This window comes from Vagococcus fessus (assembly GCF_003987565.1).
Taxonomy (GTDB): Bacteria; Bacillota; Bacilli; order Lactobacillales; family Vagococcaceae; genus Vagococcus_D; species Vagococcus_D fessus.
In genome coordinates this window covers 111,853-125,449 of the sequence record NZ_NGJY01000004.1, presented here as the reverse complement: position 1 = coordinate 125,449, position 13,597 = coordinate 111,853, and the positions used below count along the sequence as shown (strand labels likewise).

Genomic DNA, 13,597 nt, shown 5'->3' with positions numbered 1-13,597 from the left:
CCACCTTAGACTCGTAAGCACTTCACAGTGCCTACCTCATTCAGTACGAGACATTAGTCTGATACTGTTGCACATTAACGGGTGCGGACGTAATAGCTTTATCATCACATGATGATTCACCCATTATTGCTCAAAGACCATATTCGTTATCCTTTCAGTTACCCACTCACACCTAACAGGGCTCTCTTTAAACCTTCCAAATAAGTACTCTTCTTTTCAAAGCGTGTCGATTATCTAATTTTTTAAAGTTTACCAATCTACTGGCTATCTGTCAAATAAAAACCTTTAAGCTAATGCTGAAAGTTCTTCTTCTGAGACATCTGAAATACTAATCAACCAAGCTTCTTCTTCAACTGGGTTATCTAAAGCTGAGGCTTCTTTAACAACCGCCGGATTGACTTCACAGACCGTCCCTTTACACGGCATAACTAATTCTGTTACAGCTTTTTCAGCCTCTAACTCAGCAAAGGTATCATTTTTTTCTAAAACATCACCAATTTTAGGTAACATTACAAATGTCACACTACCAAAATCATCCTGGCCAACATTTGTTAAGCCAATACGATAGGTATCATTTATTTTTTTGATCCACAACTGGTTGTTATTAATTTTCTTCATTTTAATCGTACTCCCTTAATCTATGATATGGACTACTTTAACAGTGCCTCATAATCTGCTTCTTTAAACCCAAGTAAAACTGGTGTTCCTTTTTTTTCTAAGATTGGACGTTTAATCAACATTCCATCTACACACAGACGACCTGCCGCCTCTTCATTTGAAAAATCATTGACGATAGTTTTTAGGCCTTGTTCTCTATAACGAACGCCACTTGTATTAAAAAAACGACGTACTGGTAATGGACTTTCTTCCATCCAAGCGACTAATTGTTCTTTAGCTGGGGGTGTTTCAATCATGTCTATTAGATTGTATTCAATTTTATTTTCATCTAACCACGCAATTGCTTTCTTACATGTTGAACATTTTGGATACCAATAAAAATTAACCATATGAATTACCTCTTTCCCATTTAGCTTTTCTTGTCTTGATAATTTAGTATAACATATTTCATTATTTGAAAGGAAATTAAAAAAGTCAGAGAATAAAATTCTCTGACTTTTTAACGTCGGGCATGTTTCATGTCTACTTTTTGAAACCTCATTGAAAGCATAATACCAACACCTATCATATTCCCCAGTAAGGATGAACCACCTTGACTAACAAACGGTAATGGGATACCTGTTAATGGAAGTAGTCCAATATTAGCGCCAATATTTTCAAACACGTGGAATAAAATCATCATGATAATCCCTGTTGAAATATACGCGTAAAACTCATTATTAGTGTCAAAACAAACACGAATCATACGATAAATCAAAACAAAATACATTAAAATCATAAAGCCACCACCGATAAACCCAAAGTTTTCACCAATAACAGTAAAAATCATATCAGACTCTCTAACTGGAACATGAACATCAGATACATTAAACCCTTTACCAAAAAATCCACCTGATCCAATAGCCGTTAAAGCTTGTGCTTGTTGAAGTGATTTTCCTGATGGATCATGGAACGGATCTAACCATGAATCAATACGTGCTAATTGATACTGTTTCACACCCGCATCGTATAAAAAGCCTCGTCCAGATTCAGTTGTAACCAAGTAAATAACGCCTATAGCTACAATTGCAAAAATCGAAATCGCTGGAATTATAATCTTCCAACTAATACCTGACATTAAAAATACGCCACCTAAAATCGCCACATAAACTAAGGTTGTCCCTAAATCCTGTTGAAATTTTAATAATACAATAACAGGTATGGTAGTTAAAACCATTTTCCCTATTAATATAAAGTCATTTTTTACGGTATGTGGGTACTTTGAATTATGTTGAGTCACAGCATATGCCAACATTAAAATATAAGCAATCTTCATCAACTCTGACGGTTGAAACATCAATCCTCCAAAGTTAAACCAGTTTCGTGAACCGGTTACAGCAGCTAAGTCTGCATCATGAAACCAAATCAAAGCTGTCATAACGAGCAGACCCAATACATAAAACAAGGGGGTCAACTTCCATAATAACTTTGAACTAAACTGCATTAAAATGACAACAGCCACTCCACCAATTAAAACCCATAGGACTTGCTTTAACATGGTCGTTCCAACTGCTTCAACCAGCGGATTATGACTAAGTGCCACATATAAAGCTGCTAATCCCATTAAAATTAAAATAAAAACAGGTAAAATAATACCATAGTCAATCCTGTTATCTAAACTATAAGTTTGTTTATTATTTTTCATTCCACATCTCTTTTCTCTTCCATTATCTACTTACTTCATTATATTGAATTCATTGTGTAGCGTACTCTCTTATTTAAAATCTTAAACATTTTTTAGTCTTTATTTTGACTTAAAAATTCTTTTACAGCATCCAATGTTTGTTTTGAGGCTGGTAAAGTCAAATCAAATTGGTACTCATGCTGTAGATTTTCTTTTTTATCATAATAAACTTCAGTTACTTCAGTCCCTAACTTTTTCATCTTTTTACCAAAAGCCTGACCTTGTTCTGTAAATGAATTTGCTGTTGCATCTGTGATAAATACGGGTGGTAAATCAGTATTTACTTGCTCTTGTAAATCAGCTTCTTTAACTAGCTCAGATACTGACCAATTCGCCTCACCAGTATAAGCCCATCCAATATTTTTTATGAAATAATCTACAAATTTTGAGCCTGTTGACTGTCCCATTTCTTTCAATGAAAAGGGTGTACAAAATAATAAACTACCTTTAATTGTTTCTGGTTTAACATCTTGAGGCAAGCCTATCATTTTACTGTACTCTTTATCCAATTGAACTAATTCGAATTGAGTAACAACTTGTCCACCTGCTGAATCTCCAGCTAAAAAGAGAGAAGACATATCTAAATCATAACGATCTTCCTGTTTTTTTAATTCCTGATATAAATCACTCATTTGAATTAAAGGACCTGGATATTTGCTACCTGGTGCCAATGCATATTCCATATTGACTACCGCATAGCCTTCAGCAGCTAATGTATTGGCATAGATACTAACATCTTCCTTTTGCCCGCCAACAAATGCTCCACCGTGCACCCATAATATAACAGGTAGTTTACCTTTGATTTCTTTCGGTCTAATTAAATCGTAATGATTATTTGGTAACAGCGAGTCGTACGTTAAATCTTTTTCAATCGTAATAGCTGACTTCACAGCCTTATAGTCACTAGGTGGTTTAGCTGGACCGCCATTTGAAAATAATTGGTGTACGAGATAACTTGCTGGATAGGGTGTGAAACTTACAATAAATAGGGTAAATACTAAACAAAAAAATAACACAATCCCTGTGTTTTTTAAAATATCTTTCATCTAAGTTAAACCTTTCTTTCTGGCTGCAGCTTTCATTTTACATACTTTAACTATTATACAGTTAATACTATTGTATCGTTTTTTTTTAGCAATCACAACTTAAATCCTCACCAAAAAAAAGATAAGTTAGCAAAAATGCTAACTTATCTTTTTAATCTATTATTTAGTACCGAATAAACGATCTCCGGCATCTCCTAAACCTGGGACGATATAGCCATCTTCATCAAGTTTTTCATCTAAACCTGCTGTAATGATATCGATGTCTGGATGCGCATCTTGTAAGGCTTTAACCCCTTCTGGAGCAGCTACTAAACATACAAATTTGATGTTTGTTCCGCCACGTTTTTTTAACGCGTCAACAGCTAAAATTGCTGAACCACCTGTTGCAAGCATTGGATCTACAACAAATAATTGACGTTCTGAAATATCAGATGGTAATTTCACAAAGTATTCTACTGGTTCCCATGTATCATGGTCACGATACATTCCAATATGACCTACTTTAGCAGCTGGGATTAATTCTAACATCCCATCAACCATTCCGATACCTGCGCGAAGAATTGGAATAATTGCTACTTTTTTACCTGATAATGTTTTTTGAATTGATTTTCCAACTGGCGTTTCAATTTCAACATCTTCTAACGGCATATCACGTGATACTTCAAATGCCATTAACATCGCGATCTCATTTACTACCTCACGAAATACTTTCGTACCACATTCTTTATCACGAATAATTGTTAATTTGTGTTGAATTAACGGATGATCAATAACTTGAAATTTTCCCATAGCCTTATTCTCCTTCTTCTAGTATTGGTATAAAATACTATAATACCAACATCTATTTTTTTATCACTAACTATTGTAATCGAAAAAAGAGTGTATGACTAGTCATACACTCTTTTTTTATAAACTTTATTTAATTAACGATATAATGGGAACTTTTGAGTGATTGATTTCGCATGAAGTGCGATATCAGCTAATTTATTATCATCATTTTTACATGTTAATGCCATATCAATAAGTTCTGCAATTCTTACCACATTCGGTTCCAACATACCACGCGTTGTTACCGCAGCTGTACCTATTCTAATCCCACTTGTTTTTGCAGGGCTTAATATTTCGAATGGGATACTATTTTTATTAACCGTGATGTTAGCTTTTTCTAATATTGCTTCTGCTTCTTGACCATTTACGCCATAACCTGTCACATCAATCAATAACAAATGGTTATCTGTTCCACCACTAATCACACGAGCTTTTTTACAATTATTAAATACATCAGCCATCGCTTTTGCATTTTTGATAACTTGTTTTTGATAATCCACAAACTCTTCTGTCATCGCTTCTTTAAATGCGACAGCTTTCCCAGCAATAACGTGCATTAACGGTCCACCTTGAATCCCTGGAAAAATCGCACTGTTTATTTTTTTAGCTAGTTCTTCGTTATTTGTAAGAATTAAACCACCACGAGGTCCTCTTAGTGTTTTATGAGTCGTACTTGTCACAACATCCGCATATGGCATAGGATTAGGATGTAAGCCTGTCGCGACTAACCCTGCAATATGCGCCATATCTACCATTAAATAGGCCCCTACTTCATCTGCTATTTCACGGAATTTTTTGAAGTCAATTAAACGACTATAGGCACTCGCTCCTGCGACAATCAATTTAGGTTGAACTTCTCTCGCTCTAATACGAAGAACATCGTAATCTATCATTTCTGTTTTAGGGTCCACTTCATAGTCAAAGAAATTATACATTTTCCCACTAAAATTAACAGATGAACCATGCGTTAAATGACCACCATGAGATAGATTCATTCCCAAAACAGTATCCCCTGGTTCAATTAATGCTTTATAGGCAGCAGTATTGGCTTGTGAGCCAGAATGAGCTTGAACATTGGCAAACTCAGCTGAAAATAATTGTTTTACACGATCTATAGCTAGTTTTTCAATAATATCAACATACTCACACCCACCGTAGTAGCGTCTACCTGGATAACCTTCAGCATACTTATTTGTTAAGATACTACCTTGTGCCTCCATGACAGCACGAGAGGTAAAGTTTTCTGATGCGATTAATTCAATCGTATTTTTTTGACGCTTATCTTCTTTTACAATTGCTTGCCAAATCTGAGGATCTAATTCTTCTAAGTAATTTTCCATAGTTATCACCCTTGTACTTTTTTTAAATTATAACATATAACAATTTCGCTTAGCTATTTTTTAGTTCACTATATGCCCTTCTGCTGCCTTACTTAATCGATTCATATAGGCCAAACCAACACCTTCTTCTGAATAAACAGGTGTAAGTATCACTTCTATCGCTTCTTCACACTCATCCAAATAACGTAAGCCAGAGAATAGATTTTGACTAGCTTCTTCTACATTGTCATGTGTGGTTAAATTAAAAGTAGCCTCTACGGTATCACTGTAGACTTTACAAATTTGTTTAGGAGCAAGCAATCCAACTTGTTTTTCTTTTTTATGTGCCCATTTAATCGCATCTTCCCATGTTATTTTACGATGATCTACAAGCCATACTGATGCATTAGGAGAATAGTGTTTATATTTCATTCCGGGTGCTTTCGGTTGTTCTTCACCTGAAACCTCTAATCGATGATTGCCTAATCTACCTATTACTTGTTCAAGCTCTTTTTCTGTTACTTTACCAGGTCTTAAAATAACTGGCTCGTCGGTAGATAAATCTAAAACTGTTGATTCAAGACCCACACGAGTCGGACCATCATCTATAATACCAGCTATCTTTCCTTGAAGATCATGAAAAACATGATTCGCTTGAGTTGGACTTGGTTTTCCAGAAGTATTCGCACTCGGACCCACTAGTGGTACTCCTGCTTTTGAAATCAAGTCGAGAGTGCTTTTATTATCTGGCATTCTGAATGCTGCTGTCTTCAGACCGCCCGTTACCACTGAAGGTAAGCTTCCTTCTTTTATTTTAAAAATTAAAGTCAATGGACCAGGCCAAAATTTATCTATTAAAACTCGAGCATTATTAGGTAACTCTTCAACATAAGTCAACAGTTCCTTTTTATCAGCTATATGAACAATTAAAGGATTATCACTAGGTCGTCCCTTTGCTTCATATACTTTCTTAACCGCTTCAGAATTCGTGGCATCAGCCCCTAACCCATAAACTGTTTCTGTAGGGAAAGCAACAAGTTCTCCTTTACGAATAAAATGTGCGGCTTCTTCCAACCCATCAGATGTAAAAAAAATAGTTTTCATTCTCACCGGACCCCTCTCTGTAAATTCTAATCTTATAGTGGTGTAACGATAATCATTCTATCTTGACCAAAAAAATCCTTTTGACACATTACCTTGTGATTCGGAAATTTTTCCTTGAATAAAGAAACAACTGATTCTCCTTGTAAATAGCCAATTTCTAAATATATTTTGCTTTTTTCATGCGTAATAGAAGGTAACTCTTGAGCTAAACGTTCGTATATTTCTAAACCTTGATTTGGCGCAAATAATGCTAATTTAGGCTCATACTCACGAACACTTTCATCCATTACATCCCATTCTTCTTCTGCAATATAGGGAGGATTTGACACAATAATATCAAATAATTCTGTCTTTACTGGTTCAATTAAATCGCCTTCGACCAATCTAACCTCTAAACCAAGTTTCCGTTTATTTTGTCCCGCTATAGCTAATGCCTCTGATGAAATATCACTAGCTGTTACATCCCACATTGGTGCTTCGTGCTTCAAGGTCAGCGCAATAGCCCCTGTGCCTGTTCCTATGTCTAATATTTTAAGAGGTTTCGTTTTATCATTTGTGCTTAAGCAGTTCTCTACAAGCTCTTCAGTCTCAGGTCTAGGTATTAAGGTCGCTTCGGTCACCTTAAACCTTAAACCATAAAATTCACAACTCCCAATGATATACTGCGGAGGTAATCCTTCACGGACTTTCTTTAAATCTTGCTGCCATACATTATAGATAGATTCTGGCATCTCTTGTCTAAGCCTTGAGACCAACTCTGTTTTATTCCAACCTTGACGCTCAAGTAACATGTATTCAGCAAGATACCCTTCTTTTCCTTGCTCCTCTAAAAAAGAAGAAGCCCCTTTAAGGGCTTCAACATACTTACATTTTGTTTTCATTTTGCATCTCTTCTAGTTTAGCAGTTTGATCATAAATGATTAAAGCATCTACGATTTCATCCATCTCACCAGAAAGAATACGATCTAATTTTTGAACTGTCAGCCCAATACGATGATCTGTTACACGGTTTTGTGGGAAGTTATAAGTACGGATACGTTCAGAACGGTCACCGGTTCCGACAGCAGACTTACGACTTGAGTCATATTCACTACGTGCTTCTTGTTCCAATTGATCAAAGACACGGGCACGTAAAATTTTCATCGCTTTTTCTCTATTTTGTAATTGCGAACGTTGATCTTGCATCGCTACTACAATACCTGTTGGCAAGTGAGTCAATCGAACAGCAGATGCTGTTTTATTGACATGCTGACCACCGGCTCCACTGGCATGGTAAATATCAACACGGATATCTTTTTCATCTAAGTCTAACTCTACTTCTTCAGCTTCTGGTAACACAACAACTGTTGCCGTTGACGTATGAACACGACCTTGTGATTCTGTTGAAGGTACACGTTGTACGCGGTGTGCACCACTTTCATATTTTAATTTAGAGAAAACATTTTCTCCTGTAATCATTACGATAACCTCTTTGTACCCACCAATACCTGTGATGTTTGCTTCCATCACTTCAAATTTCCAGCCTTGAGAAGAAGCATAACTTTGGTACATCTCAAATAAATCACCAGCAAATAATGCCGCTTCATCTCCACCAGCAGCACCGCGGATTTCCATGATAATATTTTTATCATCGTTAGGATCTTTTGGAATTAATAACACTTTAATTTTTTCTTCAATTTGTTCTTTTTCTTTTTTTAGATCTGATAGCTCTTCTTTAGCCATCTCTTGCATGTCTGAATCTAATTTTTCACCTAGCATTTCCTCTGTTTCAGCAATGCCATCTACTACTTCTTTATAACGACGGTAAACTTCCACTGTTTCACGCGTATTTGCCTCTTCTTTAGAAAGCTCCATAAATTTCTTTGTATCTGAAATAACATCTGGATCGCTTAGTAATTCGCCTAATTCTTCATAACGGTCTTCAATTGATTGTAATTGATCGTACATAGTAATCTCCTTTTAATATCATAATAATAACTACTGTTTACCTACTACAATTAAGTAGTCGGATTTAAATAATGCTTACGGCAAACTGGATAATAGGACTCATTGCCACCTATTTGAATCTGTTCACCTGCATAAGTCGGTTTACCATCAACCATACGTAAATTCATAGTTGCTTTTTTATGACAGAACCAACAGATTGTTTTTAACTCTTCTAACTTGTCTGCATAAAGTAATAAATACTTCGAACCTTCAAATAGCTCATTTCGAAAATCATTTTTCAAACCAAATGCCATGACAGGAATACCCAATTCATCAACCACTTGAGCAAACTCAATAACATGATGTTTTTCTAAAAACTGTGATTCATCAACAAGAACACAATACGGTTTAAAGTCTAGCCCTTTTATAAAATCATAAACATTTGTTTCACTAAATATAGGTGTTGCTTGACGTGATAACCCAATACGGCTCGACACTTGGCCTACTCCATCTCTTGTGTCTACACCACTCGTCATTAACACAACGGGTTTATTTTGCTCTTCATAGTTATGCGTGACTTTTAAAATCTCAATTGATTTTCCACTATTCATCGCACCATACTTAAAAAATAATTGGGCCATCTTTTACACCTAACTTTCTGATAATCTTCCTATGTTAGTATACTTTACTTTCGCCAAAAAATCTATTGTAAATCACTTACTACTAGGTACATAGAGTAAAAAATAAAAACCATACTCCCATAAAGAGTATGGTTTTTATGCTTAATAAGGCGCAGTTCCTTTGAACCAACCTGTTTTAGCATTTACTTTAACAATAAAGATTGGTAATTCATTTTCAGAGAATGCTTTAGAAACTGGTGACTCTAAGTTTGTAGCGTATAAATCATAGTAAGGTTCGCCATTAATAATCTCACTTTGGCGAATTTCATAACCACCAGGAACGATATAACCACGAGCAATACATGTATTTATAAAGTTATCATAAATACCAGGAGCCCATGACCAATCACCTGCCGTAGTAGAACCAGGTGTACGTTCATTGATTGAGATACCATCTTTGACTGCTGTTTTCTTACCTGTTTCAGGATCCACATAAGTAACATCGCCATTCCCTTGTTTTTGAACCGCAGGCTGCTCATTAGTCCTTTGTTCTTGAGCTTCTGGCGTAACCGGTGCTGCTTGACCTTCAGCTTGTGCTGGGGCGTCTTCACCAGGTACTGCTGGTGTTTCAGCTTCTGATACGTCCTCATCGTTATCTGCTAATGCTTCTGCTTCTTCATTATCTTTCTTCGCTTTATCAGCATCTTTTTTAGCTTTTTCTTCTTCTTTTAGTTTCGCTTCTTTTTCTTTAGCAGCTTTTTCTTTTTTAGCTTTTTCTTCTTTGCTATCTTTATCTGCTTTAGCTTTCTTATCTTTATCTAGAGTAGCGGAAACTTTATCTAATTTGGCTAGATAACCGTCTTTTAATTTACCGGCTTTTAGTTTCTCTACAGCCTTTTTAGCCTCATCCAATTGTTTTGCAGTGGCCTCTTTTTTTACATTTTTATCGAAAACTACTGCCACAGCTTTTTTAGCCTCTTCAATCGTTTTGATTTGTTCCTTAGTTTTATCAATACCTTTATTAAATAATTTTTCTAAACCATCTTTAGGTTCTTTGATAGCGTCAGGAAGTTTTGGCGACTCTTCTTTAAGAGCAGCTTTATCTGATAACTTATCGCCTACAATAAGTGGTGTTTCAAATAAATCATTCACTTTACCTTGAAGTGTCGCACGAGCAGTTAGATCTTCAACATCAGGTGATACTTTATCCACAAATTTAGGATCTTCAATTGACGCCACTTCTTTAGCTAGTTCATTTAAATGTTGCTCTTCAAATGTTTCGCTTAAGAATATCTTCTCGTCATTCAAGTAAAGTTTTTTTAAGTTTTTTTCAACATTTTCTTTACGTGTTTTGATTGTTGTTAAACGTTGTGTCTCGATATTTTCTTGATACTTAGTTGCACCGATATAACCGCCACCTAGTAATACAGCCACTGCTGCAACTGTGATTAGTGGTTTTTTATTAATTTGTTTTTTAGGCTCTTTTGGTTCTTTGGGTTGTCTATTTGACGTATTAGAGTTCGACTCTATTTTTGGTGCTGTTTTTTCATTAGCGTGTTGTTTAGTAGCTCCTAGAACCGAATCTACTAAATTTTTATCATCGTTCATTTTCTTATCTGTCATTATTGCACAGCCTCCAGAGTTATTTTCTTCTGATGTTATGTCCATAACATCTTTTACTTCTTCTTTTTTTATTGTATCTCTCGTTACTAATTCATCTGATTGTACTACTTTTGCCAGAGGTAATTGGCCAAGAACTTGTCGCCTTAAAGCCTCTATCCCATCACAGTTCGGACAATAATTAGAATTTTCAGTAGATACTTCTCCACAATTTGGGCATCTTTTCTCTTTGTCCTTTGGTCTATCAAGCTCTCCATAATCAGATAAAACCTGACAGTCACAAATCGGACAACGTTCAAACGATTCTTCTGATGCATACTCACAGTTCGGACAATATCCTTCCATTTCGGTACCCATAGTATCATCTGGGACCTCTACTTCCAATGGCAAGAACGGCTCGTCGCAGAACGGGCAACTTTCAGGAAAATCAGACACCTCAAAACCACACGACGAACATGTTAGAATTTGAGTTGGGATTTCCACTATTACATCTCGTTTCTTCTTATCCTGATTAGAATCTCTTCCCAGAAAATCAAAGTCACAAATTGGACAGGTTGAAACATCCTCATCAAGTTCACAGTCACATGATGGACAGACCTTTACAGCCTTATCCTCTTTTTTTTCAAGTACTTGTACTTGCTGTTCACATATCGGACAAATCTCACCCTGTTTTACTGGACCATACTCACAAATCGGACAGGTCCCACTCTCTTTATCATTCTCTATCACGCTATCAGTAGCATTAGTTTCAGTCATTTTATCATGATCACAAATTGGACAACTGTTAAATGTGCTAGTTGAAGAATAACCACATTCTTGACACTTATAGTTATTAACCATTGTTTCTTCTTTATTTTCATGATCGCAAATAGGACAAATTGTTGGAATATCGGTAGTTACGACGTTACAATTCGGACAGGTGTATTCCTTTTCCACTTATCATCACTTTCCTATTTTTAGCATTTTTCTAGCCTAAGATTTAGGCTCTCAATAGTAACATTTTAGCACATCTCATGTGTAGATGTTAAGTCTTTCGCTAATTCCTTTACACGATTGATAAATATGTAATATTTCCTATTTTATTTCAAAGCCTTCAATTTTAAAGTCATCCACAAATCCCTGAACTTCATCCTCTAAAATTGTAGCCTTAAATGTAACGACATCTCCTTTTTCTATAAAAGAAGCTTCCTCGTATACGTTAGCATTTACCGCATAAAGCTTGCCATTCTCTAGCACAAATTTAATTACTGTTGCGTCATTAGAAACAATCGGAGGCGTCAGTCGATTTACTTTTCCGCTTATTTCAGTCGGTTTTCCTTGATCAATTGCTGATACATTTCCATTTTTTTGTTTCTGTTTTGAACGATATGTTTGTAATGTTTTTGCAACAGTATCCTCCATGGCTAAGATATCACTATCAGTCGCGTTCACATAAGCGACTTTTTTAAATATCCCATTCTCATCTAACATTGAAACTACCCATGTTGGCACACCATCAATATTATAAAGAAGCGGCATGTTGCCTTCTAGTTTCTTTTCAGGATAAACAAGGTTCACTAAATTAAGTAGTCCCTCACTATCCATCATATTTTTCTTACTATAATAAGTAATTTCTCCCGTACGAGCATTGATGAACGAATAGCCAATGGCTGAATCATCTGAACTTGACGGTGAAGTGAAATCTGTAAAGTACAACATTTCTCCTTTTTCGTTAAAAATCGGCGTTACTTGGTCTTCCGTTCCATTTTCAGTTGCTAATTTTACACCCTTTTTAGCTAAACGACTGTTTAACCAGCCATTTTCATATTTACCGTAGACACTATTCATCTCCGTTGCCATTTCTGGTGAGATTGGTGCATCAATAAATTTCGGTACATCTTTTAAATCGTAAACTTCTACTTTACCGTTCTCTGTATCTAATACCGCAATCTTCATTTTTCGGTAATTAGGATTTTCTGATAGTCCTCTTGGTTTATATAGCGTTTGAACATAGTAAGCATGCCCATCATCAGCTACTTCTAACTGAGGCTTCCCAATAGATTTATAGGTTGCTGTTGCAAAGTAAATCTTACGTTCGACATCTTTAAAGAAAAAGGCACTTGGAATATAAGTCATTGGCTTTTTAACAGGAACCGGTTGCTCATAAACATCTGTTGCTGACATTTGTAAGTACCCTTCTGAAGCCCCTGCTTTTAACCAACGCCAAAATCCTTTAAATTCTAGTGGGGCGATATAAACAACGTCACCTTTGACTTTTTGAACTTGTAAATTCCCTAAATTATAGAATTGTTGATTATCAAATTGGTTCATTGATTTCTTCATTTTATTACGAACTGTCTTAGGTGGTATCGTCACCGGTGTATCTTCTTTATCTAATTCAGGTGTATCTGTTCCTTCTACTAAATTAAGCGTGTTGTAGACTTGTTTTTTGCTATAGATTTCATACCCAGACGACACTGCCATCAAAAGGATACCCGTCAAGATAATACCTGAAATCCACTTGGCGGTTTGTTTTCTATGATCAATAACCAACGTATCCAATTGATTGACTACTGTGGTAATTCCTAACCCTAGTAACCCTAAAACTAAATTCATCACTAGATAATTTAACAGTGACTTACTTGGTAATGCCACCCAAATAAATAAACTGTAAACTAACTCACTGGCAACAATCAGGCTAATTAAAGCTTGCCATTGTCTTTTATTCAATCGCCCTTTTTTTCGAGCGATGAAGCTTCCTATTATTATAAAAAGTAATACACTACTAATTGCTAATTGACCTAACATCTAACT

Annotated in this window: 12 protein-coding genes; all 12 read right to left on the bottom strand. The window is 35.7% G+C overall.

The annotated features are described in order from the left end of the window. Positions 1–285: 285 nt before the first annotated feature. Positions 286–618, bottom strand: coding sequence for a glycine cleavage system H family protein (locus CBF31_RS09760; RefSeq protein WP_126832537.1), 333 nt, complete (start codon positions 616–618; stop codon positions 286–288). A 32-nt stretch (positions 619–650) separates the two neighbouring features. Further along, complete coding sequence (locus CBF31_RS09755; RefSeq protein WP_126832535.1) at positions 651–1,007, bottom strand: arsenate reductase family protein; 357 nt, start codon at positions 1,005–1,007, stop codon at positions 651–653. Positions 1,008–1,117: 110 nt separating this feature from the next. Further along, the gene (locus tag CBF31_RS09750) at positions 1,118–2,302 is read right to left on the bottom strand and encodes an FtsW/RodA/SpoVE family cell cycle protein (protein ID WP_126832533.1); all 1,185 of its coding nucleotides are present in this window, start codon (positions 2,300–2,302) and stop codon (positions 1,118–1,120) included. Between the two features lie 92 nt (positions 2,303–2,394). After that, on the bottom strand, positions 2,395–3,387 hold the full coding sequence (locus CBF31_RS09745; protein WP_126832531.1) for an alpha/beta hydrolase: 993 nt from the start codon (positions 3,385–3,387) through the stop codon (positions 2,395–2,397). Between the two features lie 159 nt (positions 3,388–3,546). Continuing rightward, positions 3,547–4,176 (bottom strand): uracil phosphoribosyltransferase, encoded by a 630-nt coding sequence (gene upp, locus CBF31_RS09740; protein WP_126832529.1) that lies wholly within the window; start codon positions 4,174–4,176, stop codon positions 3,547–3,549. Positions 4,177–4,310: 134 nt separating this feature from the next. Then, positions 4,311–5,555, bottom strand: coding sequence for a serine hydroxymethyltransferase (gene glyA, locus CBF31_RS09735; protein WP_126832527.1), 1,245 nt, complete (start codon positions 5,553–5,555; stop codon positions 4,311–4,313). A gap of 60 nt (positions 5,556–5,615) precedes the next feature. Continuing rightward, on the bottom strand, positions 5,616–6,638 hold the full coding sequence (locus CBF31_RS09730) for an L-threonylcarbamoyladenylate synthase (protein ID WP_126832525.1): 1,023 nt from the start codon (positions 6,636–6,638) through the stop codon (positions 5,616–5,618). 32 nt (positions 6,639–6,670) lie between these two features. Further along, a complete protein-coding gene (gene prmC / locus CBF31_RS09725; protein WP_126832523.1) occupies positions 6,671–7,519 on the bottom strand; it encodes a peptide chain release factor N(5)-glutamine methyltransferase in 849 nt (282 codons plus the stop codon). Next, entirely contained in the window at positions 7,503–8,585 is a 1,083-nt protein-coding gene (gene prfA, locus CBF31_RS09720) for a peptide chain release factor 1 (RefSeq protein ID WP_126832521.1), read from the bottom strand. Before prfA ends, prmC begins: the two co-directional genes overlap by 17 nt. Positions 8,586–8,635: 50 nt before the next feature. After that, positions 8,636–9,205, bottom strand: a complete 570-nt coding sequence (locus CBF31_RS09715) for a thymidine kinase (protein ID WP_126832519.1) — start codon at positions 9,203–9,205, stop codon at positions 8,636–8,638. 141 nt (positions 9,206–9,346) lie between these two features. Further along, a complete protein-coding gene (locus CBF31_RS11095) occupies positions 9,347–11,740 on the bottom strand; it encodes a cell division site-positioning protein MapZ family protein (RefSeq protein ID WP_170167940.1) in 2,394 nt (797 codons plus the stop codon). Positions 11,741–11,878: 138 nt separating this feature from the next. Further along, entirely contained in the window at positions 11,879–13,591 is a 1,713-nt protein-coding gene (locus CBF31_RS09710) for a DNA-binding protein (protein ID WP_126832517.1), read from the bottom strand. Positions 13,592–13,597 lie beyond the last annotated feature (6 nt).